The organism is Evansella halocellulosilytica (assembly GCF_002335745.1).
Taxonomy (GTDB): domain Bacteria; phylum Bacillota; class Bacilli; order Bacillales; family Salisediminibacteriaceae; genus Bacillus_CA; species Bacillus_CA halocellulosilytica.
In genome coordinates this window covers 2,368,869-2,394,381 of sequence record NZ_NIST01000001.1, presented here as the reverse complement: position 1 = coordinate 2,394,381, position 25,513 = coordinate 2,368,869, and the positions used below count along the sequence as shown (strand labels likewise).

Sequence of the window (25,513 nt, the reverse complement as noted above, 5' to 3'; positions counted from 1 at the left end):
TTTCTTACCTACAGTCAAGTGATTTTTTCTTTTTTGTTTATGTTAGATGGAATTAATTTTGAGTGGGAGGGGTACCCCTCCCACTCAAAATTAATTTACGCATACCAAATAGACCTGACGAGTTACATTTTTTCGAAAGGCCATGTATGGTATAGTATAAATAACTATTTACGAACAGTTTTATGCTGCTTCGTAATTATAGGTGATGTTGTGTGTAATTAGATGAAATGCCACTTTCAAAAACTTATTCACACACGCAATTGACGCAACTTTGTGGGGTTTTCCTTGAGGTTGCGTTTTTAATTTGTCGTAGTACTCTACAATATGATTGTTAGTCTTCTTACGAAGTTTAATCATTGTCTGAATCATAAAGTACAAGATTTTTCGTAGCTTGTTATTTCCTCGTTTATTTATTTTATCTTTATAAAATGTATGGCCAGATTGATAACGCATGATATCAATCCCAACATATGCATTCAATTGTTTGTGGCTTTGAAAGCGTCGTAGATCCCCAAATTCTCCAATTAATCTTACAGCTGTAGCTTCACCAATCCCTGGAAATGAAAGTAAAACCTGATACTCGATACGTTCTTTGGAAAGGTCAACCATCTGTTTTATAAGTTGTTCTTTTTTCTCTTTTAAATCTGTAATACGTTTGGCATAATCACGTATTTGTTCACATCTAATATCTTCTTTCGAAATTGCTGGATAAGAGTCTATTGCTGCGTTAAGTAGCTCTAGAGCCTTTGCTTCGGCACGTGTAAGGGATATATTCTTTTTTGTATTTGCTTTTATTCGGTTTCGTATCACGGTTTTTGAACATGCCAATACTTCCTCTGGGTGTGGGTAAAGCTGAACGATATTTAAAAAGAGTGCAGAACGTTTGGAAAGGAGATGCTCTAATTCAGGGAAACTTAGCTGTAAAATAGCATGCATACGGCTATATAGGTTTGTTACTTCACTAGCTAATTCATCATAATAACGTGTTAGTGCACGCATTTGTTTAAAATAGTTGTCTTCCTGGTACGTCGTTGAACGTTCTATTCGAAAGTGGGATTTAGCGAGCTCATGAGCATCACTTTTATCCGTCTTATGACGGCGCATCGAAGCCGTTTGTAGATTCGCTTCTAACGGACTAACTCTATGATAGGTGTAGCCTTCTGTTTGAAAGAAGTATTCTAATGGTCTTGAGTAAACTCCTGATGCTTCAAATACAATTTCAGGTGCTTGACCATCCAGTTTAGTCATTTCACAAATCTTATCATTTAAGGCTTTAAAGGACGATTTATTATGATAAATTTCGCCTTCAAATTCACATTTCTTATAGTGGTTATAGATAACCATTGTACTTTTCCCCATACTAACATCGAACGCCAGTACATGTTTCATATCCATTTCTCCTTCTCTTGCCAATCATAGAAGCCCTCACATTGCCTTATCGATTCCACTTTCTTTTACTCGATCTCTATGGACCCAACATACTAAACTGATTCAAATAAGGGTGTGAAGTTGGCCGGTTTAAAATACGGACTCTTAAATGGTCCTAGAGGCTGGTCGGCCTTACTTCACTTCTACTATAAAAAAATAGTAGCACAAACCCTGGCCTGGGTCTGTACTACTAATGTTAGTATGTTTCATTTTTATGAAGTTTGTTCATGATCAATTTTTGCAGCAAATTTTCGCTGGACGACGAAAAGTCTCCACGCTAAGAAGCTTGCACAAACACCTAATGCGACGATTAATCCAAGCCAATATCCAAATGGACCTAGTGCTGTGTAATTAGCTGAAAGAAACCCGAATGGGAGTCCAATAATCCAAAATGATATGAAAGCCATAAAGAATGGAATGTTTACATCTTTATATCCTCGCAATATCCCCTGAATTGGAGTGTTAACCGCATCAGACAATTGAAAGAAAATCGCATAAATTAAAAAGTGCTGGATGAGCTCTGCAACATCAGGGTCGACTGTATATAAGCCAGCTGCAGGTGCACGCAGGACGTAAATAAATACACACGCAAACAGTCCCATTAAAATTGAAATCATCATTCCAATTAAACTGTACTGTTTCACATCCTTCAAACGTTTCGCACCGACTTCATAGCCGACAGCTATTGTTAACGTGAAGGCGATACTTAATGGAATCATATAAAGAACACTAGCAAAATTTATTGCAGCCTGATGGGCAGCAATAATTTCTGTTGAAAACTGACTCATAAATAAAGTGACAGCTGAAAATATACTCGTTTCAAAAAATATCGTCATGCCGATCGGGAGTCCAAGGACTAAAATTTCTTTCCAGGTTATCAGTTTCATTTTATAAAATGTTTGGAATAACTGGAACTGGACAAATGGGCGAACATTTTTTGTAAAATAGATGGTCACACCTAAAATGAACCAATACGTAACTGCTGAAGCATACCCTGCGCCAATACCTCCTAACTTTGGAAAACCAAAATGGCCAAAAATAAGTGCGTAGTTAAACACGAAGTTGATGGGCAAAGCTAGCAAGGTAATGAACATCGTTACTCTCGTTTGACCTAAAGAATCGATAAAACAGCGAAATACCGTATAAATAAATAGCGGAATAATACCAAGTGCTAATCCAATTAAATAATGTTTCGCTATATGTGCAACTTCAGGCGTTAATGACATGAGAGATAAAATCGGGTCAAGGAAAAAGAAACCAAAAATAACAACTGCAATTGAGATTGCAACTGCTAAATAAATCCCTTGAATAACATAATAACCTGCATCATCCGATTGATCAGCACCAATTTTTTGTGAAAGAATCGGTGTTAACGCAAGTAATATCCCAGTGATACCTGTTAATATAGGAACCCATAAACTTGAACCAATCGCCACGCCTGCAAGGTCATTTGCTCCTGCATGACCTGACATCGTTGTATCGATAAAATTCATTGCATACATGCCGATTTGTGTAACTAAAATCGGCCACATCACGACCATGAGTAAGCGTATTTTTTCTTTCATAGTCTTCGTTTCATACATCGTATACGCCTCCCTCACTTTACTTTCCACTTCAAAAACAATAGTGTTCTTTCGCTAACTTGTCAAATGGTACATTTAGAGTTCCTCAATAAGCGAAATGAACTTAGAGATAGTTGTCCATCCCTCCAAACATTTCCGTTTGCTACTTATTTACAAACTGATTCGATATTTGATAAAATTAGTTTAACTAACGAACGGTAGTTAGTCAATCATGATAAAAAGCGGTGATATATATGAACACTGACGAAAAGATTATCCGTGTTGCACTCCGCCACTTTTCAACGAGTGGCTATACCGGTACGAGCTTAGCTATGATTGCAGAGGATGTCGGGATTAAAAAGCCATCTATTTATAATCATTTTAAAAACAAAGAAGATTTATTTATATCAGTGTCAGAATATGTTTTAAATGAATATTTCCAGTTGTTAAAAAATGTGATCGATTTAGATGAAGACCAATCCGTAAAGTCGATTCTTAAAAATGCAATGATCGACACGAGTGATTATTTAGGAATGGAGGAATCAGGAAAGTTTTATATGCACTTTTTACTTTTCCCTCCACCAGATTTAAAAGCACAAATTCATCGTTCTTTTTTAACCTTTGAAAAAAAATGTGATGAAGTCCTTTCGATTATTTTAAAAAGAGGAATTGTATCAGGAGAAATTCGTCCGCTAAGTATTCGTGAATGTTTAGATGCATATTACTGCTTTATGGATGGAATAACTTCTCAATGGTTTTATTATGACGAACAAACATTGATCAATAAACGTGAATCAGCGTGGAATATATTTTGGCAAGGTATTAAAGGAGGAAATGACAATTAATGTGGGAAGTCCTATGGCAATATATCGTTATTTTCATCATGGCTGCAACTCCGTGGTTAGAAATCTTATTCGTTATACCTGTCGGGATAGCAATAGGTTTAAATCCAATCTTCGTTGCCATCGTTTCATTTATAGGAAATTACTTACCTATTATTCTCATTATCTACGCTTTTAAATGGTTAAAACAAAGGCGATTCATTCAAAAATGGAAGCAGCGACGGGATGAGAAAAAAGAGAAGCGCAAAACTGATCAACAACTTGATGCAACTGAAGAAAAAGTACATGAAAAAGAGTCCAAACAAAGAAAAAAACAGAGAGCTGCTGCTATTTTTCACAAATACGGCATTCCAGGGCTTGCTATTGTTGGGCCGATTTTAACTGGAATTCATTTAGCTGCGATTATTGCTTTATCTTTAAACGCAAATAAAAATACGACAGCGGTATGGATGGCCATTAGTCTAGCTGCTTGGACAATTGTCATTACTGCAGCATCCTATTATGGAATTGAATGGATTACGAATATTCTCTGATCCAAATAATAGAGACTCTTTAAATAAAGAGCGATAGGCAGCGACTCCGACGGAAAAGGCAATAGACGAAAATCCCCTAGGTGCACAGAGAGTGGCACCTAGGAAGTTGAGCCATGGCCCGTGGGAAAGCGCCTGCCATAAGCAGTTCGAGCAAGTCGATTAAAATTAATGTTAAAAAAGACGCTGACACTTTTGGGATAGCCTTATGTTTATTGTGATTTTCCTCTTCCTTCTATGCTCCTTAACATAACATCACCACTCTCGTTAACCACATAATAACGATCAAATAAATTTACAGCCGTACAAGCATGATTTGGGATAATCTCAACCTTTTCTCCAATTTTTAATTCATTAGCAACTGGATCATGATCGTTTTTTAAATCAATGATTCCGTGCTCCTCAGATAACCGTGTAATCTCTATGTCCCTACCTTTACCAACGACTTGTCCATACCCCTTTATACTTTCATTTCCGTGTGCTCCTTTTTCTGTTGTTAATGCCTTGCTTCCAGTATCAAGAATGATTCTGTCTTCTTTTATTGAAACGACAGTCGCTAATACGGTTAGTGCAACTTCATCTTTTGTTGCAACACCGAGACTAGCTTGAACTCCGTCGAAAAATATCGCATTTCCTGGTCTGATCTCTGTTATTCCTTTAATCGTTGCACCGATTTCAAATGTTGGTGTTGACCCGATACTGCGATGTTTCAGCGTAATCCCAAATCGTTCACAAAGGGTGGCACTATCAACAATACTTTTCGCTTCATGTAAGCTGATCGACTGTCGTTCCTTTTCGTTTTTTGCTGCATAAGCATGACCTGCATGTGTGTACAAACCGGTTAGCTCAAGCTGTGGAAGTTGTTTGACGATTTGTGCTAATTTCAGGACGGGTTCTCCTTGTTCAACACCACATCGATTTAAACCGCTATTTACTTTTATCCAAACTTCTTGATTTTTATTTTGCTTACTTGCTTGTTTGGAGATGATTTCAGCTTGTTCGAAACTATCTACCGTTAGAACGAGACGTTTATTTTTGGAAAGAGACATCAAATGGAAAACTTTCTGTTCATCCACAACAGGAAACGCGAGTAAAATATCTGTTACTCCATAATGAAATAAGGTTTCTGCTTCACTTGGTTTTGCTACAGTTATACCACATGCTCCCGCTTTTAATTGCTCATCTGCGATCCAGAGCGATTTATGAGTTTTAAAATGAGGACGAAGTTGAACGTTATTTTTGGTTGCTGCAGTGATCATTCGTTGCAGATTCCCCCTCATTTTTTCCTCTTTTAACAGTAATGCAGGTGTTGGAATATCGGAAATGCTAGACAAGAATGGTCATCCTCTCAAAATAAATTTTATAGTCTAATAGTATTTAGCTTCTTCCCACGTTTCAGAAACTCTGTCGCACTGTATTTAAACTAGTATAAGTGTTCAAGTGTAAAGCTGCTTTCTTTATTTTATTATACAATATCCCCATCTTCCAAGTTGTTTATGGACTTCCCTAGATACTCATCTGCTTCAGCCAATTGCTCATTTTTTCAATGTCAGTTGAAAAGACACGATCTTCTGTAATAGATGGAACAATTTCACGTCCTTTTCTAAATAGTTCTGCTGTTTTCAAGGCCATTTTATCTGTACCTCTGTATTCACAAGCTTGCATTGCACAAATGAATTCAATCGCATATACTTTTCTCGTATTCGCAATGATTTGTGCCGTATGACGAGCACCAATTGTCCCCATACTGACGTGGTCTTCTTGGTTTGCAGAAGATGGAATCGAATCAACACTTGCTGGATGTGCAAGCGTTTTGTTTTCTGACACGAGTGATGCAGCTACATATTGCATAATCATCGCACCGGATTCAAGTCCTGGCTTGGCACTTAAAAAAGGTGGCAAATCATTCAATTGCGGGTTCACGAGTCGTTCCACTCTTCTCTCAGATATGTTCGCTAATTCTGCCATCGCTATCCCTAAATAATCCATAGCAAGAGCGATTGGCTGCCCATGGAAATTCCCTCCTGATAGAACTTTTTTGCCGTTTTCAAAAATTAATGGATTATCAGTAGCTGCATTCATTTCAACTTCGAGCTTTTCTTTGACATAGGCGAGCGTTTGCCTTGTTGCCCCGTGTACTTGCGGGATACACCTTAGTGAATAAGCATCTTGAACACGTATTTCTCCTTGTCTTGTCGTTAATTGGCTCTCTTCTAAGTAATTTCGAATCGTCTTTGCGACTTCAATTTGTTCTTTATGACCTCTTGCGATATGAATGTCTTCATCAAACGCATCAATAATTCCCCTTAACCCTTCTATTGTAAGGGAAGCAATAAAGTCACCTGCACCTGCTAGATTTTCAGATTCAATATAAGCTAATGCCCCGATTGCGGTCATCGCTTGCGTACCATTAATTAATGCAAGACCTTCCTTTGCTTTTAATGATAATGGCTCGATATTCAGCTGTCTGTGCAGCTCTTCACCTGTCATCTTCGCGCCTTTATAAATAACTTGGCCTCTCCCTACTAACACTAAAGATAAATGAGCTAAGGGGGCTAAGTCACCACTTGCTCCGAGTGATCCTTGCGACGGAATAACAGGATGTATATGATGATTAACAAAATAAAGCAGCCTTTCAATAAGGGCATTTCTAACTCCAGAGTAGCCTTTTAGTAATGTATTTGCTCGAAGAACGAGCATAATTCGTGACACCATTTCTGGCAAAGCGTCCCCTACTCCACATGCGTGAGAGTATATAAGGTTATGCTGCAACGTTTCTACATCTTCTTTATTGACTTTGACATCACTTAGCTTTCCGAACCCTGTATTAACTCCATATATAATTTGGCCGTTATGAACGATTGCTTCAACAGCATCTCTAGTAGAAGCAACCTTCTCCATCGCCTCTGGACAAGCTTTTACTTCTACATCCCCGTCAACTATTTTTTTCAAATCTTCCATCTTTAAATTACTTCCGTTTAATAAAATCATTCTTCCCCCGCCTTTGTCGTTTCATTGTAATAAAGCAATAAAAAAGCAGTGGATTGAAACCTTTTAAAAGATTTCATCCACTGCTTCTTCCTGTATTCTTTTTGAAATTAATAATAAATACAGTTTATGCACATTCATTGTATCCACACTCATTTTTCAAATGATTTCTTCACACCTATCATATTCAATAATGGAGGAAGCTGTCAAATTGTTTTCTGATTTTTCTGCACATTAATGTATTACTAAGGTAAATCATTAATAACTATTTGCAGCAAAATGAAGCATTTTTTCTATTTCAAAATCTTCCACTTTGAAAGTTTCCTCAATCATGATAACTGGTGTTGATATGCCATGCATCTACTCGATTGCACTCTAGAGAACAAGTGCGACATCTACTCGTGCTGCACTTCGTTTGCATTTGTAGTGTCTTCTTTACCGCGGGCAAGTCTTCAGCTAATCGGGGTAAGATCGCCCCGATGGATCTTCATCTTTTGCTTTTCCCGCAGGCACAGAATACTTTTCATCTATTCGTTAATTTAAAGGGATCTCACGATTACAACCCTTAAAGGTTTATTTTCAAACAGGCAGAGCCAGTGGTTTACAAAGAATGTAATTATATGATGAAATTGTTATTTTTTATCGCAGGAACTTCGAGGAAGTATGTCGAAATAAATTTTATGAAGTAATTCTCTAATCATCTGAATGTCATAACGTAACAGTGAAAAAGGAAAAAGGCATCTTAAGATTTTGCTGAAAATACCTATGAATAGTTTGAAAAGGAGGAACAGTGATGCTGCCGTCCATACTTATAGCTGACAGAGATCACCAAGAGTGTCAAGGCGTAGAATGGTTCCTCACCCATTCGTCTATTCAATATAAACAAATTGTTCAATATCATGAAGCGGATGAAGTACTGCGATTTATTGAAAAAGAAAAACCTGAAATCATCATTATTGAACTTGAATTGTTTAGCAGTGCTCAGTTTAAAGAATTGGGAGTCTTATTAGAAGATACATTTTCCCAACTAGTTTGTACATCTTCTGAAGCGACTTATGAACAAGCTCTTAAAGCATTGAAATTTCAATTTTCATCGTTTTTATTAAAGCCTTATTCTCCAAACCACCTTTATTCGAAGGTTAAAAAAGCAAATCATTTTATCCAAAGACATGAATATATTTTTCAAAAAGAGTCTCCGTCAACAAATAAAGGCTACAAAGAAAGTCTTTATAATCAGCTATTTGATCGTAAGCAGCCGCTTCCAACTGACTCAGTATGTATCGCTTTTTTCCCTGCAGACAAAGAGGTTATGTCTGATTTGTATTCAGAGATATCAACATTTTTTCAATATGAATCGTTAAATGCTCTTGCTTTCAGTCAGTTAGTTGTCCTCTTTACCGACAAAAAGGATGCAAACCATCTTCAAGAAAGCAATCGCTTTTTGCATCATTGGGAAAGTATGTCAGATGTCCCATTATCGATTGTAGTCTACGAACCAAGAAGTTATGAAAAGACAATGTATACAGTGTTTGAAGAAATAAAAGAGATGGGGTCCATGATTTTTTATCATGGGCAAAGAAAAGTATTACACTATGAATCTCCTGTCAGCTGGATAAGAATGGACCCTTTCCTATCTCCTTCTGAACAGAGAAAATGGATTGACATGCTTAATAAAAGAGATATTAAACAAATCAAACTTGATTTATATGATTCATTCCAACAAGTTGAGAGCCCTTTTCCTGACCCTAGCATCGTACGGACAAAACTTACGAGCATTCTCGCTCAAGTAAGGCGTTATATGCATATTTATCATATTCAGCAAGGACTGCTAGAAGAAAAATATGAGAAACTTTATCACTCCATTTTATTCGAGCCTGTGTTATACAGAATCGTCCAAAATATGATCATTTTAATTCAAGATCTTTTTGATGAAACGAAACAAATACACCATGAAGCAAAGTACGACATCATTGAACAGATTCAGCGCTTTATTGAAAATAACTATTGGAATCCTCACCTTAAATTAACTGATGTCGCAAAGTCTGTAAATCTTAACCCTACTTACTTAAGCTCATTACTAAAAAGAAAAACTGGAGCTTCATTTAAACAACATTTATTAACGATCCGCCTGAATGAGTCACATCGTCTGTTAAGTGAAACAGCATTGTCCGTAAAAGAGATTGCTCACGTTACTGGATTTTCTGAACCAAATTATTTTAGCCGATGTTTTAAGGAAAAGTTTGAAATCGCTCCTACGATTTACCGAATTCAAAACAATGAAATGAGGAGGAATGAACGATGAATATTCGCCACGCTCGAATAGGAGATGAAGCAGCAATCACAAATGTCCATATAAAAAGTTGGCAAGCTGCATATAAAGGAATCTTGCCAGATGAACTTCTTACTAATTTATCTTATGATAATCGATTGAAACAGTGGGAGCGAGCCATTCATCAACCTGCAGATGATTACGGGTTGTTTGTTGCTGAAAATGACGCAAATGACATTATTGGGTTTGCTGCATGTGGTAGAAGTCGCAGCTTAGATAAATTTCCTGAATATGCTGGAGAGTTATATGCCATTTATCTACTGCCTGACGAATTTCGAAAAGGGATTGGCAGACAGTTAACAGATCATGTTATTCGTCACTTAAAAAGCCGAAAACACCATTCAATGATGATATGGGTTCTTGAAGATAATGATGCGTGTCAGTTTTACAAAAAGGTTGGAGGAGATTTCCTTGGTTCTGACAGGTTGAAAATCGGCAATGACTACTATACTGAAATTGCTTATGGCTGGAAAGAACTTTAACAATCTGTACGTACAGATGAATGTAGGGGACGACGCACCTATCCGTCGTCCCTCTTTCCGCGCGAAAAAGGGAAATCCAACTATCAGTTGATTTCCAAATCCACCCAGGTGCCAGGCACTTGTTAATCATTGTCAATCATTCCCATGCTCTCCATCGGCTAGGTGGAAATTTCGTACACACATTCCTCCGGCTCTAGTCATTCCTCTTTTTTCATAGTAAGGCTGCAATTTCTTATCACAGAGTAAGTCAATCATATAAAATGAGTTAAGTTCCTTCATCATCCGGTCAACGAGTTCTGTTCCGATCCCTTTATTTTGATATTCTTCTAGTACTTCTAACAATGGGATATATACACAAAGGATATTGTCACTGATCGCATTGATAAAGCCTATAACTTGATTTGTAGACTCATCGACGGCAAGAACGACTGCATAACTGTTATGCAATATTTCCAAATGTTTTTGTGGAGACGGAAACTTATTTCCCCATTCGTTGAAAAAACCGCCCGTTAGCTGTTCAGCTGTTATATTCTTTAAGCTATTTGTATATCGGATCATCGTATTCTCTCCTTCACATTTCGTCATCTAAATACAGCAAAAAGACACTTTCCTCAACGTTATCCAATTAATAGTAGTTCGATAGGGGTTAATGTTTATCCTGTATGAACAGCTAAAACCTAAAATTAATACATATACCTAAGATTTTTATATAAAGATTTCTGTTAGTGATTGTTAGAGATAGAAAACTCATATGATTTTTCCGAATATTCATAAGATCTCCCTCTCTATTTTGTAATGATTTTCATTTATGCTCAAACATATATGAAAAGGAAGGTGAAATGTATGGTAGTTCGTGCAAACAGAGGTACAAAGCTTGAAACGAAAGGGTGGATCCAAGAAGCAGCACTAAGAATGCTCCGGAACAATTTAGACCCAGAAGTCGCAGAGAATCCGGATGATCTCGTCGTATATGGTGGAATCGGAAAAGCAGCTCGAAACTGGGAAAGTTTTAACGCAATAGAGCAATCATTAAAAAGACTTGAAGATGATGAGACATTATTAATTCAATCAGGCAAGCCGGTAGCTGTGTTCCGAACACATGAAAATGCCCCACGCGTTTTATTAGCGAATTCAAATCTCGTTCCTGCTTGGGCAAACTGGGACCATTTTCATGATCTTGAGAAAAAAGGGTTGATCATGTACGGCCAAATGACTGCTGGAAGCTGGATTTATATTGGTAGTCAAGGAATCGTCCAAGGAACATACGAAACGTTTGCTGAGTTAGCAAGACAACATTTTTCAGGAAGCTTAAGTGGAACAATAACGTTAACTGCTGGTCTTGGCGGAATGGGAGGTGCCCAGCCTCTGGCAGTCACGATGAATGAAGGGGTTTGTATTGCTGTTGAAGTTGACCCGCAAAAGATTCAGAGGCGAATTGATACGGGATATTTAGATGTGAAAGCTGATACGTTAGCCGAAGCAATGAAGTTAGCTCGTGAAGCGAAAAATAATAGTAAACCTCTTTCCATCGGTCTCATCGGAAATGCAGCTGAAATATTACCAGAAATGGTTCAGCAAGGATTTATTCCTGATGTATTAACGGATCAAACGTCCGCTCATGACCCGCTAAATGGATATATTCCAGAAGGGTTAACACTAGAGGGAGCTGAAGTCCTTCGAAAAGAAAACCCCGCTGAATATATGAAAAAGTCGAAAAACAGTATGGCCATTCATGTACAAAGCATGCTGCAAATGCAAGAGAAAGGTGCCATCACCTTTGATTACGGCAACAATATACGTCAAGTTGCTTACGACGAAGGGATAAGCAATTCCTTTGACTTCCCTGGATTTGTCCCAGCGTATATCCGCCCTCAATTTTGCGAAGGAAAAGGCCCATTTCGTTGGGTCGCACTATCTGGAGATCCAGAGGACATATATAAAACAGATGAAGTCATTTTAAAAGAGTTTTCCGCTAACAAACCTTTATGTAAATGGATTACCATGGCCCGTGAAAAAATTCAGTTTCAAGGCTTGCCATCAAGAATTTGCTGGTTAGGTTACGGGGAACGTGCTAAGTTTGGGAAGATCATTAACGACTTAGTTGCTAAAGGAGAAATTAAAGCCCCGATAGTGATTGGACGTGACCATTTAGATTCAGGGTCTGTCGCTTCGCCAAACCGTGAAACAGAAGCGATGAAAGATGGCAGTGATGCTGTTGCGGATTGGCCAATTTTAAATGCCCTAGTAAACAGTATTGGCGGAGCAAGCTGGGTATCTGTCCATCACGGTGGCGGTGTCGGAATGGGATACTCAATCCACGCTGGTATGGTCATTGTAGCTGATGGTACGAAAGAAGCTGAAGAAAGGCTTGAACGTGTATTAACGACAGACCCTGGCATGGGAATCGCTCGTCATGCTGATGCAGGTTATGAAAAAGCAATTGAAACAGCGAGCAATAAAGGAATACACCTGCCGCTGATAACGAAGAAAGGAGAATAATCATGAGCTACCTTTATATAAAAAATGCAAATGAATTACTTACAATTAAAGGTTTTTCCAACAGTCCGGCTACAAAGAAACAAATGAACTCATTAAGTGTCATTCAAAATGGGGCGATCTTAATAAAAGATGATGAAATTCTTGCTGTCGATGAGACGACTAAGCTTGAGGAAGCGTATGCTGCAGAGATTGCAAAGGCCAAAGTCATTGATGCAAAAGGGAAGGTTGTTGCTCCTGGACTCGTTGATCCCCATACCCATCTCGTTTTTGCCGGCAGCAGGGAAAATGAATATAATATGCGACTGCAAGGTGCTTCTTACATGAAAATCATGGAGGAAGGCGGTGGTATTCATGCGACAACGCGTGCAACAAGAAAAGCTTCTTTTGAAGTGATGTATAAACAAAGCTTACGTCGTCTTAATCAATTCGTCGAACACGGAGTGACGACTGTTGAGGCGAAAAGTGGTTACGGAATGGATTGGGATGTCGAAAAAAGACAGCTTGAAGTCGCCCATCAACTTAATCAAGACCACCCGCTCGATATTGTCCATACATTCATGGGTGCCCACGTCATTCCGCAAGAATATAAGGAAAAGCCTGATGAGTTCGTTGACCTTGTTTGTCATGAAATGATCCCGAAAGTTGCTGATTCAGGGCTTGCGGAATTTAATGATGTTTTTTGTGAACGCGGTGTTTATACGCCTGAACAGTCTCGTAAAATATTAGAAGCGGGTAAAGCCCATGGACTATTACCGAAGATTCATGCTGATGAAATAGAACCTTATGAAGGAGCAGAATTAGCTGCTGAAGTCGGTGCTGTATCTGCGGATCACCTCTTACGAGTGTCAGACCGAGGTTTGGACATGATGGCTGAAAAAGGAGTGGTCGCTGTATTACTTCCAGGGACAGCCTTTTTCTTAATGACAGATGCTGCTGATGGCAGAAAAGCGATTGATGCTGGTGTACCTGTTGCCCTTTCAACAGATTGTAACCCAGGGTCATCGCCAAGTGTCTCAATGCCCTTTATGATCAACTTAGCAAGCTTGAAAATGGGAATGACACCTGCAGAATCGATTACCGCTGCGACCATTAATGCAGCACATGCGATTAAAAGAGGCGATAAAGTCGGAAGTCTCGAGTCTGGGAAAAAAGCAGACGTCGTCATTTGGGATATCCCTAACTATATGCAGTTTACTTATCATTACGGTGTTAACCATACCGAAACAGTCGTAAAAAATGGCAAAGTCATTTTTTCTAAGAGTGGTCACAATGAGTAACACGTATAAAGGGTTAGTTCCTCCTACGTTTACGTGGTCCAAAACTGGAGGGCAAATTGAGAAGGTGCACGAATGGATTAATCCGGTTCAGCACGTTACAGGAAAAGAGATTTCCGAAGCTGATATCTTACTGTTTGGTATCCCTCTTTCCCGTTCGTCAATTAGCGCATCTGCGGCTTCTGAGTTTCCTGAAGCATTTCGCAGATCATGGAAAGGATTCACAACATATAATCTTGATTATGACCTTGATTTATCTGACTTAAACGTCATCGACCTAGGAGACACGAAACAGCACGTAACAAATGTTGACATGTGTCATGAACATATCGTTGAAGCAGTAACAGATATTCAGATCAAGCACTCACCCTCTGTTCAAATTGCGGTTGGCGGTGATCATTCAATTACCGCGATGACGATTAAGGGAATTCGGCAAGCGGATCAGACAAAGGAAATCGGCATTATTCAGCTTGATACACACTTTGATTTGCGGGACCCGAATGAGCTTGGACCAGCAAATGGTACACCGATTCGATATTTAATTGAAAATGGCATCATAAAAGGATCGAATGTCCATAATATCGGCCTTCATGGCTTTTTTAACACAAAAGATTTAAAAGAATACGCTGATGCAAATGGCGTTCAATACACGACGATGCGCGAGGCAAGAAGGCAAGGAGTAAATAACGCGGTTGAAAAAGCTTTGAATGAGCTAAGTAAAAAAGTAGATTTCATTTACTTTACATGTGATATGGATGTTCTCGATATGTCATATGCTCCTGGAGTTCCTGCAACAACCCCTGGCGGAATGAGATCTGATGAGTTATTTGAGGCAGCAACTCTTATTGGTACTCACTCGAAAGTTGAAGCGATGGACATTGTCTGTTTAGATCCTAAGAAAGATCTTGCTGACATAACGGTCAAAACAGGGACTCATGTATTTCTAAGCTTCTTAACGGGTGTAGCATTAAGAGAATCAAGTTTTTAGATACAAATAAAAATTAAACAGGACCTGCCCTCTGTCTTGTAGATAGTGGGCAGGTCACCGTAATAATAGCATTATGAGTGCCAAGGATTTTTAGTATCACAATTAATAAACAATGGTATATAGTGATTTGTAAGCTTTTTTGTAATATACAGTAGCATTAGTAAAGTCTTCTTTTTCCTCAAAGTATTCTGCTGTTTTTTCAGCAAAATAGGCTACATGCGCTGGCCTTTCCTTGTCTTCAAAATAAGGTATGATAATTTCGGTCATAACCTTTTCAAAGTCCTTTTTATACTTCGGATCGATCAAGACGCGATAAAATAAATATCTATAATAGAATACTGTTTCCAATCCATCTAATTGACGTTTACTCTTCACATCGTCAATAATTTCAAAACCATGTTCAATCCACGTTAACATTTCTTGTTCGTGTCCTAATTTATAAAATTCATCAAGCATTCCAGAAATTGAAACGAGTCTTTCCTCACCATTTCTTAAACGATAACTCATTTGAAAAAATTGAATTGCTTTAAATGGATCATTTAATCCTTGATATAACTGAGCAGTATTGTGCAACACACTAGCTTGTAATGACTCATCTTTAATTTGCTTAGCAATTTTGTTTGCATAGCTGTAATGTTGCTTTGCTTCCTCTCCTTGCTTTAAGTTTCTATAGCATAACCCCATTGTTATATGACATTCCGCAGATCGAGTATAATTATAAATAGATTCAAATCCTTGTAAAGCCTTTTTCATATAATAAATTCCAACAGTGTCATTATGCATTCGATAGCTAAAGAGCCCAGCCATAAAATATAAGTCAGTTATTTGAATTTGCGGGTGTATCGCATAATTAATATATTTTTCCGCTGTTTCAATTGCTTCTTTCGCTTTCGCATAATTACCGTGATAATCTAAATATCCAACTTGGCATTTATAAAAATAAAAATAGAGCTCTACATCATTTACCCGGTAAACATCATGTTCGATTTTTTCCATCATCTCTTTCGCTGTCGCAAAATCTTCATTCAAACAGCAGTAACGGGAATAAAAGATTTTATACAACAGAGAGATTTTTTCCTCTTTAACAAAACCGATTTTTTCTTGTAAGTGGAAGTACAGCTCATAAGCCTCATCTTTATCCTTCTCTACTAGAGCTTCGCCCCACTTAATAAGTTCGTCCTTTACTTTATTTTCATCTTGATTTTTTAACTTTCCTTCATCGATATTAAGTCGGTCCATCAACTTGTAGACGAGTTCTGCACTCGGCTCAATTTGGTCGTTTTCAATTTTACTATAGTACGAGATGGAACAAATTCCTTCACACACTTCTTCCTGTTTCTTCTGCTGTTTAATTCGATTATACTTTAACACTTTGCCCAGCATTTCATTCCACCACCGTTAATTCTACTGTATTTCTTGATAGTAAATAGCTGTTTTTAATGATTTATGATGCTCTCACTCTTATGTTAAACAATAAGACTTATGAATTAAATCCTTTTCCCCAGGAAAATTTTTTTCATAGAAGATGAAAATTTTCCTATCACAATTCGATTATTATTTCGAGTATTTGTCGAAAGTAAAATATCATTATAACAGCGGTATTTATAGATGATGACTTGAGCATGACTATAACTTTCCTCCGAAAAATCTTTGTATGTTTATGTCGAATTTTCACTATGATTTTAGGAAAGTTTCATTATAAATGAAAGTTAGCACTTGGTAAATATAACTAAATTACGTAAAAGTATCTACTCTTATAACTAACTGCCTATTCATCCACTACTTTTTCTAAAAACAAATGCTCTTGGAAAGACCCTCTTCGTTGTGCTTTTTCCTGCCTAATCGTCTCTAATTCTGCCCTTGAATACCCATAGTGATCACTGATGCAATAGATTAATTCCAAAAGGTCTGCTAATTCTTCAATTGCTTGTTCTGCATTTTCTGCCTCATAAAATTCTTCAAGCTCCTCCTTCAGTTTAATTTTTGCCTCTCTTTCAAATTCCCCATGATCCAACCTTCTCATTTCATATTTCTTTCCATTGTTTTTAATGATTTCAGGTATTCGGTCTCGAACGAGCTTATTGTAAATTGGCATTCATCCACACCCCACAATTATATTTTTTCACTCCACTCAACATTCGATTTCTTGCCTGCTAAAAGTGATCCAAAAACAAATGCAATAAATGAGAAAGCTACTGGTAAAACCACTGAGTGCATACCGAATGGATCTGGCCAAAACTGATGAATCATCATATATGAAGAGACACCGACAATCATTGATGAAAGTGCCCCCCATTTGTTTGCCCCCTTCCAGTAGAGACCGAAAATAATTGGCCAAATAAATGCTGCTTCCAACCCGCCAAATGCAAATAAGTTCAGCCATATTAATAAGTCAGGAGGGCTTAGTGCGAGAGCAAAAACAATAATTCCTAAAGTAGCTGTCACTCCAAATGAAATTTGTTTCACCTTTTTTACCGTTGCATCGGGCTTGATATAATTTAAATAAACATCTTTAACAACCGTTGAACTAACTAATAATAGTAATGAATCAACAGTGCTCATGATTGCAGCCAGCGGTGCTGCTAAAACAAAACCGGCGAGCCACGGTGGTAATACTTCCATTGCAATGAGTGGCATAACTTGATCTGGCACTTCTAGGCCAGGAATAATCGGTCTAGCAAAAACACCGATTAAATGCATTCCCAACATAATAAACCCAACGACAATCGTACCAACAATAAGAGCACGGTGCATTGCCTTCGCATTTTTATAAGACATGGCTCTAACTGCTACTTGAGGAAGTGCAATGACGCCAACCCCGACTAAAATCCAAAATGAAGAAACATATGCTGGAGTTAAACTGCCATCGTGACCATAAGGGGTGACTAAATTTGGATTTTCTGCAATAAGATCGTTCATAATGTTCGTAATACCGCCGCCTGCAATGATTGTCCCGATTAAAATAACAAGAGTTCCAATGACCATGACAACACCTTGTACCATATCAGTCATAACGACCGCTCTAAATCCGCCAATAATCACATAAATGAGTACTGCAACTGCAAAAATAAATAAGGCAGACGTGTATGTAAGACCTGTCAGCGATTCAATGAGTCTTGCTCCACCGACCCACTGAGCAGCCATTGCAGAAAAAAGAAAAATAATGATACTAAATGCGGAGATTAATACGACCGCCTTACTTTCATATCGTTTACGTAAAAAATCAACTAGCGTAACTGCTTCATATTTCCTCGCCATGATTGCAAACTTCTTCCCTAGGACGAGCAACACGAAATAACCAGTTGCGACTTGAGACATTGCAAGCAGCACCCAGCCTAGTCCATGTACGTAAGCTGTACCAGGACCGCCAAGAAAGCTGCTCGCACTCCCATATGTAGCGACCATTGTCATCGCCAATAAGAACCCGCCTAATTCACGGCTCCCTAGAAAATACTCTTGTAAAAATCCGCTCCCTTGCCTGTTCGCATTTCGAGCTGACCATAAACCAATGATAAAAATGATGATGACAAAAATGATTAAAGAAACTAATACAGGGGTATTCACTCTTTACGCCCCCGTTCTTTTTCGGGCTTGTCTTCAAACGACACTTCCTTGAAAAAACCATTTACTAAAATAACGATGAGGATGGCCATTACAATAAATCCAACGACACAGCTGTAAAAAAACCATGCTGGAAGACCGAGTATATACGTATATTCCTCTACAGGCTTAGAGCCTAGACCGTAAGCAAATCCGTACCACCATATAAAATTAAATAGGACAAGTGCGACTCCAGCAAGTGCTTCGCGATTGGCAACTTGAAACCTGGGATCATCAATGTCAAATGGAGTTTTTCGATTCATAAGATCCTCCTTCTCCCTCCATGAAGTCATTTTAAAACTAATTCATGATAAAGCGTTAAATTCCTGCAACAACATACACACATGCAAACATTATTTCGTTCAAGCTCTTTTTGTTCATCGCTGGAAACTGTTTTTTATCATCATCTTTTCTAAAATTAACGAGAACCTTTACCAGCTCTTCTTCTATAACGAAAAAATGACATGTAAAGTAAGATAGTGAAGAAGTCCGTGGATTTTTAGCAATGCCTACCATTCTTAGCATAACTCCTATAAAACTTCATTTCTATCTTAATAATCTCGATTTAGGATATTTTACCACTTAAAACGAAAGAAAAAGAGCTTGAATCAATAACTCAAGCTCTTTCTTTATCCACTTTATTTTGTTTACTCTCTGCCTTCTCTAGTTGTTTCTCCATCATTTCTCTCCATTTTGAAGCTAACTCAGGTATACATATAATTTCTTTTATTGCTCCTTGATTTAAACGGTCATGAAAGTATATTTCACTTACATTTTCAATAGATACTTCTGAAAAACGCTTTATAAACTGCAATGGACTCGTTACCGAGACTACACCTTCTTTTAAAACGCGCATATAGTACCCTGTATACCCAGTCTCTATGACTTTGTTCGGAATGTCTTTTGATTTTAATTTTTTTGCTAATTTATGACATGGTATTCTTGGCTGACAAACTTGTACTTGTGCTTCCCCCCATTGGAAAACATCACCAATATATACTGTATCCTCTGTCAATCCTTTTACCGTCAAATTTTCGCCAAATGCTCCTGGTGCCAATTTCCGATTTAATTCTTTTTCCCAAAATAAATAATGATCAAACGGATAGACACATAATGCTTTATCCTCTCCGCCATGATGCTTTAAATCGGCTTGCTGGTCACCAGCTAAATTATGCTTAGATAAATATAAATCTTCATCAACTGCTGTTTTATCGATTGATGAAATGACTGTTCCGTCAAGTCCTGTTAACATTTTAGGATGACCGACATTAACTGAGATCAAGTTTGCTTTTAACCGCTTCATCTCACATTGCCCCTCTCTACGTTATCAAGCCAACATTATTTGGGAAATTCTTATTTAAAATTCGTCATGTTGATGTTATTTTTGGGGATATTTGTCATCACTCATCACATTGACATTGTGATGCGAACTCCTAAGACGATCCATCTTAAACTAAATTCTAACAAATTCTGTAATATATTGCGATAACAATGTATGATATTGTATGTTTAATTCAGTTTTTTCTTCATATTTAACAACTCTCTATATTTTAACTCCAGCCTCTGTTTTTCATCGTCAGTTACTGCAAGCGATAGTTTACTAATTGTTTCTGTAATCTCTAAATCAAGCTTCATTTTATCTACTTTCTCCTCATGAAAATCAGTTTGTTCCTGTTCTTCCGAGACGTTTTCATTTAATACAGCTGTTCCTTTTTCGATTTGTAGAAAGTGAGTCGCTAAATTTTTTATGAAGTAGCGGTCATGGCTAACAAATATAACCGTTCCAGGAAAGGCTTCTAAAACCGTTTGCAATGCATCCTTTGTTGAGAGGTCTAAATAATTTGTCGGTTCATCAAGCAATAGAACATTATATTTACCTAAAAATACTTTTGCTAATGCAGTTTTTACTCTTTCTCCTCCGCTTAACATCATAACTTTTTTATTGACATCATCCCTTTTAAAATTCAGCCTTGATAATACTGTACGTACAAATTGTTCTGAATGTGGACTTGATGTTAGGATGTTTTCTAAAATCGACTTATTTTCATCTAAGTTTTCAAGCTTTTGATGGAAATATCCGAGCTTTACAGGCTTTGCAATAGTGATGTTGTCATTGTTTTCATTTGCAATTATGTTTAACAATGTTGATTTCCCTGACCCATTTTTTCCTAAAACCGCTACCCGTGCTCCTGGTTTAATCATACCTGTAAATTTTTCAAATAATAATTTTTTTCCTACTTGCACAGCCAAGTGATCGAAAGATAAAACGACTTTGCTGTGGATTTGATTATGAGAAAGTACATCAAAGGTAATTTTCTTTTCATCGGTTGGTTTTTCCTTTTTTTCAAGTTGATCAATTCTTGCTTGAATCGCTTTTGCATTTTTATCTAGTTTAGCTTTTTTGGTACCTACACTGCGCTTGTGCAGTCTAGCTTCAGAATTCCCCATTCTGCTAGGTGCTTTTTTTAATGAACTCGATTTCCTCTCTTTTTCAACAGCAGCTTCTTCAAGCCTTCTTTTTTCTTTAATATATTGCTCATATTCAAAAACTTGTCGTTCCTTTACATGTTCCTTCTGTTCTACATATGCATCGTAATTTCCTTGAAAGCAATTGATGCTGCCATTGTCGACTTCCCAAATCGACGTACATACTTCATTAAGAAGTTCACGGTCATGAGAGATCATCACGATTGCTCCAGAAAATGTCTTCATTTCCTCTTCAATCTTTTCTACACCTTGAATATCCAAGTGACTTGTCGGCTCATCAGCTACAATTAGTTTAGCGTCTGTGGAGAATGCCGCTGCAATTTTCATTCTCGTCTCTTCTCCTCCGCTTAAAGATGTTTTATCTCGATCAGGTATGTGCCATTGATTTTTCGCCTTCTTACTTATCGGATTTACTTCTCCATCTTCAAGTTGAGGGATATACGACATTGAACAATAAGACTGAACCTCCCCTTGATCTGGTTCAAGTTCTTGAACGAGTATTTTTAATAAGGTCGATTTCCCTTCTCCATTTTTTCCAACTACACCGATACGTTCACGGTCATACACTTGCAAATGCTCAGCTTGAATAATCGTCCTGTCACCATAACTTTTTTCTATATTTTTTGCTTCAATTAATAACATAAAAAAACCTCCCTATTTTGCTAGAGAGGATTAGACGCATATATTCAGGTACATTAAACAAGCTCCGTATGACCGAAGAAAGGTGCATCATCATACCAAACGTTATACTAGCACAATTTGGGCTGTGCAGTGCGAAACCGCCAATTAAACTAAACGGCGCACTTTCTCTTGTTTAATTTTATATAGTAAAGAAGTATTGTACCTAAAATGAACAGACTAATCCTGTCTAGACAAATTTTAAAAATATTGAAATTTCGTGTCTAAAATAGGATTACTGCTTCATTGTATTAAGTACCTTACCCTTTCTATCTAAAGTTAATAATATCTTATCCTTTTACGCACCTCTTGTAAACCGTCATTTTTCCCAATTATCCGAAGGTCACTTGAACCATTTGCTAAAAGACGTTTCCCTCTCATTCAAACGCTTTCTTCCCTAAAATCATCGACGTAATATCGTCTGATGGTGGGTTGTGAAGTCCAGCTCTCACATCTCGATAATACCGTTCAAAATCATTGTCTCGTTGTAGACTATAGGCGCCTACAATCCGCATCGCTAAATCCACAGCATTTATTGCTGCGTTTGTTCCGACAGTTTTTACTGCAGCTAGTTCACTCCCTAACTGTGATCTTCTTTCAGGAAAATCATCCCATATACTTGCGATATGGTAGAGAAAATGCCTTGCTTTTAGCAATTCAAGATCCATTTCAGCTGTTTTCCTACGTACTTCTGGCACTTCAGAGATCGGGTGATTTAAGCTGTTCGGTTCATACGTTCTTGCAAATTCAATTGCATCGTTCCTTGCTGCAATAGCAATACCTAAATAACAAGCAGGAATGTGTAGAAGCCAGCCTTGAGGGCTTTTTCCGTGCCCTGTATCTTTCGTAGCAACAAGTGCCTCTTCAGGAACATGAACATTGTGCAAAATTAAATCATCACTTCTGGTCGCCCGCATTCCTAACGTATTCCATGTTTGTTCATAGGAAATTCCTTCTGTCTCACGTTTTAAAAGAAATTCACCAACACTTTCCTTCTCTCCCTCGATCATCGTTGCTGTAATAATGATATGATCTAATACAGGAGCTAAAGACGTAAACGTTTTTCTTCCGCTGATCATCCATCCTTTATCCGTTTTTACAGCTGTTGTTTCTGGTTTTCCCCCTCGTGCCGGACTGCCTGTTTTCGGTTCAGTCGCTGCACTGTTTATGATCGTTTTATTGCTTACAATATCATGCGCTACTTTTTTAAATGTTTCTTCTGGCCACTTTTTTGAATCTTTTAATTGCATAACTATTCCATTATGCCAGCCCAATGATAATGCCGTTGCTCCATCTCCTTGTGCCAATGTTTCTTGCACGAGCAAAAACTCGTATAAACTAATTTCTTCTCCACCGTAATTTTTAGGAATCGTTAGTGTAGTCATATGATTCGCTTTCAACTCTTCAAAATTTTCAAAAGGGAACGTATTATTTGCGTCATTCATCGGTGCTCGTTTTTTAAATTTGCTGATGAATGATTCAGCCCTGCAAAACAATTCATTTTGTTTAGTAGTTTTTATTAAGTTACGTGTTACATGATCCATGACGATCCTCCTTTTCTAATCTCGACTATTCCTCTATGCTTTTAAGTATTATTGTATGAAAAGATTTTAAATTAATAAAGAATAATCACTTATATGCTGTTCAAAAGGAGGACAAAAAGAGCCGAGTAGATTCAGGCGACAATGTTTTGATTAGCGAAGCTATGATATTAATACGTGAGTAACAGAAAAACGAGTCACCGCAGAGATACGAAATCTATTTTTCCTGGACTTTTTGAACATCCTCTTTTATGCAATATTATTCCTTTCGACAGTGATCTTTTTACCTAATTCGACAAATATTTTCCCGGGAAATAATTTCCCTTTCACATACTCTTCCATAATTTCTCTCTATTTTCACCCCTAGAAAAAAGCTATGATTGAAGAACAAATATGATATGGGGAAAACCATGTACAGATGGAGGAATGAAAATGTTTTCGAATACACAAATCGGAATTGATTTAGGAACTGCAAATATTTTAGTTTACACAAAGAACAAAGGTATCGTATTAAATGAGCCTTCGGTTGTGGCCATTGATCTTAAAACCAAGCAAGTTTTAGCTGTTGGAGATGAAGCTAAAAGTATGGTAGGAAAAACTCCGGAAAATATCGTCGCTATCCGACCTCTTAAAGATGGTGTCATCGCTGATTATCAAGTAACGACAGATATGCTAAAACATATTATGAAAAAAGTAAGTAAAAAGTTAGGTTTATCATTAAGAAAACCGAATGTCGTTGTTTGTACACCTTCTGGCTCTACTTCTGTTGAAAGAAGGGCTATTCATGATGCTGTAAAAAATTTCGGGGCGAAAGATGTTGAGCTGATTGAGGAACCAGTTGCTGCAGCTATTGGAGCAGACTTACCTGTTGAAGAGCCGATTGCAAATGTTGTTGTTGATATTGGTGGGGGAACAACTGAAGTTGCAATTATTTCTTTCGGAGGAGTTGTCTCATGTAATTCAATTCGAACTGGCGGTGATCAATTGGATGATGATATTATTCAATACGTCAGAAAGAAATATAACTTACTTATCGGTTACCGTACAGCAGAACAAATTAAGATGGAAATCGGTTATGCACTTATCAATCACCCGGAATTACAAATGGATATTCGGGGCCGTGACTTAGTAACAGGATTACCTAAAACGATCAAATTAAGTTCTCATGAAATCCAAGATTCTATCAAAGATTCATTGTTAGCGATTTTAGAAGCGATTCGAGCTACTCTAGAAGATTGTCCTCCAGAGTTAAGTGGAGATATTGTAGATCGCGGGGTAATTTTAACTGGAGGTGGAGCTTTGTTAAATGGGATACAAGAATGGCTAAGTGAAGAGATTGTTGTCCCGGTCCACATTGCGCCAAATCCTTTAGAAGCTGTCGCCATCGGAACTGGGCGTTCGTTGAGTGTCATTCATAAATTGCAAAAAGCTGCAAAATAAGACAAACACGTAATCTCTTTTCTCACTTCAACTAGATTGTGGTGTTTAGATTTGTCATCCGGAATACTTAGATGCCGAGAGTGATAGAAATTTTTACATTTTATTCAGTTCTTATCTTTAAACATAAAAGAAAAGCACAAGGCGCCTGCCTATCGGCGACACTCTTTACCTGCGACGAGTAATCGCAGGAGCAACGAGCCATTCTTCGCTGATTTCACTACGAGCTGCTTCGACGCATTCTCTTCTTCGTATGTTCTGGCAGAGGAAGAAGCACTCAGTCTGCGACGAGTAACCGCAGGAGCAACGAGCCATTCTTCGCTGATTTCACTACGAGCTGCTTCGACGCATTCTCTTCTTCGTATGTTCTGGCAGAGGAAGAAGCACTCAGTCTGCGACGAGTAACCGCAGGAGCATTGTTTTTCTGCGACGAGTAACCGCAGGAGCATTGTTTTTCTGCGACGAGTAACCGCAGGAGCAACGAGCCATTCTTCGCTGATTTCACTACGAGCTGCTTCGACGCATTCTCTTCTTCGTATGTTCTGGCAGAGGAAGAAGCACTCAGTCTGCGACGAGTAACCGCAGGAGCAACGAGCCATTCTTCGCTGATTTCACTACGAGCTGCTTCGACGCATTCTCTTCTTCGTATGTTCTGGCAGAGGAAGAAGCACTCAGTCTGCGACGAGTAACTGCAGGAGCAACGAGCTGCCTCTTCCTCTTCTAGCATCGCTCTGTGGTTATATCCGTCGAGGCAAATCGAAGCTTATTCGTGATGTAAATGCTCTTTGGGGTTACCGACAGGAAGAAGTCCGAACTTAGACTTCAAGTGGCGGGGCGAAGCGACCTCG

General features: G+C 38.0%; 22 protein-coding genes. 8 read left to right on the top strand and 14 right to left on the bottom strand.

The window, feature by feature from the left end:
• Positions 1-180 precede the first annotated feature (180 nt).
• The gene (locus CD001_RS11325; protein ID WP_096186284.1) at positions 181-1,389 is read right to left on the bottom strand and encodes an IS110 family RNA-guided transposase; all 1,209 of its coding nucleotides are present in this window, start codon (positions 1,387-1,389) and stop codon (positions 181-183) included.
• A 251-nt stretch (positions 1,390-1,640) separates the two neighbouring features.
• The gene (locus CD001_RS11320) at positions 1,641-3,011 is read right to left on the bottom strand and encodes an MATE family efflux transporter (RefSeq protein WP_096187846.1); all 1,371 of its coding nucleotides are present in this window, start codon (positions 3,009-3,011) and stop codon (positions 1,641-1,643) included.
• Positions 3,012-3,244: 233 nt separating this feature from the next.
• Here CD001_RS11320 and CD001_RS11315 point away from each other — a divergent pair, with 233 nt between their 5' ends.
• Positions 3,245-3,835, top strand: a complete 591-nt coding sequence (locus CD001_RS11315; RefSeq protein WP_096187845.1) for a TetR/AcrR family transcriptional regulator — start codon at positions 3,245-3,247, stop codon at positions 3,833-3,835.
• A complete protein-coding gene (locus CD001_RS11310) occupies positions 3,835-4,365 on the top strand; it encodes a small multi-drug export protein (protein WP_096187844.1) in 531 nt (176 codons plus the stop codon). The genes CD001_RS11315 and CD001_RS11310 overlap by 1 nt, the downstream gene beginning before the upstream one ends.
• Before the next feature lie 209 nt (positions 4,366-4,574).
• On the opposite strand, the gene CD001_RS11305 is transcribed toward CD001_RS11310, so the two are convergent.
• Positions 4,575-5,696 carry an alanine racemase gene (locus CD001_RS11305; RefSeq protein WP_257009788.1) on the bottom strand — a complete coding sequence of 374 codons (1,122 nt, stop codon included), beginning with the start codon at positions 5,694-5,696 and terminating at the stop codon, positions 4,575-4,577.
• A gap of 172 nt (positions 5,697-5,868) precedes the next feature.
• Positions 5,869-7,353: a histidine ammonia-lyase gene (gene hutH, locus CD001_RS11300; protein WP_096187843.1), complete on the bottom strand. Its 1,485-nt coding sequence runs from the start codon at positions 7,351-7,353 to the stop codon at positions 5,869-5,871.
• Positions 7,354-8,143: 790 nt separating this feature from the next.
• On the opposite strand from hutH, the gene CD001_RS11295 reads away from it, so the two are divergent.
• Together CD001_RS11295 and CD001_RS11290 are read left to right on the top strand one after the other, a co-directional pair.
• Positions 8,144-9,652, top strand: a complete 1,509-nt coding sequence (locus CD001_RS11295; RefSeq protein ID WP_096187842.1) for a response regulator transcription factor — start codon at positions 8,144-8,146, stop codon at positions 9,650-9,652.
• Entirely contained in the window at positions 9,649-10,161 is a 513-nt protein-coding gene (locus CD001_RS11290) for a GNAT family N-acetyltransferase (RefSeq protein WP_096187841.1), read from the top strand. Before CD001_RS11295 ends, CD001_RS11290 begins: the two co-directional genes overlap by 4 nt.
• A 132-nt stretch (positions 10,162-10,293) precedes the next feature.
• Here CD001_RS11290 and CD001_RS11285 read toward each other — a convergent pair whose 3' ends face one another.
• On the bottom strand, positions 10,294-10,719 hold the full coding sequence (locus CD001_RS11285; protein ID WP_306454070.1) for a GNAT family N-acetyltransferase: 426 nt from the start codon (positions 10,717-10,719) through the stop codon (positions 10,294-10,296).
• Between the two features lie 285 nt (positions 10,720-11,004).
• Between CD001_RS11285 and hutU the strand changes: the two genes are divergently transcribed.
• The 3 genes from hutU to CD001_RS11270 are packed head-to-tail and all read left to right on the top strand — an operon-like array spanning position 11,005 to position 14,922.
• Positions 11,005-12,660: a urocanate hydratase gene (gene hutU, locus CD001_RS11280; RefSeq protein ID WP_306454069.1), complete on the top strand. Its 1,656-nt coding sequence runs from the start codon at positions 11,005-11,007 to the stop codon at positions 12,658-12,660.
• Positions 12,661-12,662: 2 nt separating this feature from the next.
• Positions 12,663-13,937, top strand: coding sequence for an imidazolonepropionase (gene hutI / locus CD001_RS11275; protein WP_096187840.1), 1,275 nt, complete (start codon positions 12,663-12,665; stop codon positions 13,935-13,937).
• Entirely contained in the window at positions 13,930-14,922 is a 993-nt protein-coding gene (locus tag CD001_RS11270) for an agmatinase family protein (RefSeq protein WP_096187839.1), read from the top strand. The genes hutI and CD001_RS11270 overlap by 8 nt, the downstream gene beginning before the upstream one ends.
• Positions 14,923-15,024: 102 nt before the next feature.
• Here the strand turns inward: CD001_RS11270 and CD001_RS11265 are convergent, their stop codons facing one another.
• The 8 genes from CD001_RS11265 to CD001_RS11230 all read right to left on the bottom strand — a co-directional run bounded on the left by CD001_RS11265 (position 15,025) and on the right by CD001_RS11230 (position 23,231).
• Positions 15,025-16,305 (bottom strand): helix-turn-helix transcriptional regulator, encoded by a 1,281-nt coding sequence (locus CD001_RS11265; RefSeq protein ID WP_096187838.1) that lies wholly within the window; start codon positions 16,303-16,305, stop codon positions 15,025-15,027.
• A 385-nt stretch (positions 16,306-16,690) separates the two neighbouring features.
• The gene (locus CD001_RS11260) at positions 16,691-17,017 is read right to left on the bottom strand and encodes a nucleoside triphosphate pyrophosphohydrolase (protein WP_096187837.1); all 327 of its coding nucleotides are present in this window, start codon (positions 17,015-17,017) and stop codon (positions 16,691-16,693) included.
• Between the two features lie 17 nt (positions 17,018-17,034).
• Entirely contained in the window at positions 17,035-18,486 is a 1,452-nt protein-coding gene (panF, locus tag CD001_RS11255; RefSeq protein WP_096187836.1) for a sodium/pantothenate symporter, read from the bottom strand.
• Positions 18,483-18,785 (bottom strand): YhdT family protein, encoded by a 303-nt coding sequence (locus CD001_RS11250; RefSeq protein ID WP_096187835.1) that lies wholly within the window; start codon positions 18,783-18,785, stop codon positions 18,483-18,485. Before CD001_RS11250 ends, panF begins: the two co-directional genes overlap by 4 nt.
• Positions 18,786-18,840: 55 nt before the next feature.
• Entirely contained in the window at positions 18,841-19,038 is a 198-nt protein-coding gene (locus tag CD001_RS11245) for a hypothetical protein (RefSeq protein ID WP_096187834.1), read from the bottom strand.
• 100 nt (positions 19,039-19,138) lie between these two features.
• Positions 19,139-19,825 carry an MOSC domain-containing protein gene (locus CD001_RS11240; protein WP_096187833.1) on the bottom strand — a complete coding sequence of 229 codons (687 nt, stop codon included), beginning with the start codon at positions 19,823-19,825 and terminating at the stop codon, positions 19,139-19,141.
• A gap of 206 nt (positions 19,826-20,031) precedes the next feature.
• Entirely contained in the window at positions 20,032-21,651 is a 1,620-nt protein-coding gene (gene abc-f / locus CD001_RS11235; protein WP_096187832.1) for a ribosomal protection-like ABC-F family protein, read from the bottom strand.
• A 413-nt stretch (positions 21,652-22,064) separates the two neighbouring features.
• The gene (locus CD001_RS11230; RefSeq protein WP_096187831.1) at positions 22,065-23,231 is read right to left on the bottom strand and encodes an acyl-CoA dehydrogenase family protein; all 1,167 of its coding nucleotides are present in this window, start codon (positions 23,229-23,231) and stop codon (positions 22,065-22,067) included.
• A 429-nt stretch (positions 23,232-23,660) separates the two neighbouring features.
• Between CD001_RS11230 and mreBH the strand changes: the two genes are divergently transcribed.
• The gene (gene mreBH / locus CD001_RS11225) at positions 23,661-24,668 is read left to right on the top strand and encodes a rod-share determining protein MreBH (protein ID WP_096187830.1); all 1,008 of its coding nucleotides are present in this window, start codon (positions 23,661-23,663) and stop codon (positions 24,666-24,668) included.
• Positions 24,669-24,942: 274 nt separating this feature from the next.
• On the opposite strand, the gene CD001_RS25995 is transcribed toward mreBH, so the two are convergent.
• A complete protein-coding gene (locus CD001_RS25995) occupies positions 24,943-25,392 on the bottom strand; it encodes a hypothetical protein (RefSeq protein WP_142303579.1) in 450 nt (149 codons plus the stop codon).
• Positions 25,393-25,513 lie beyond the last annotated feature (121 nt).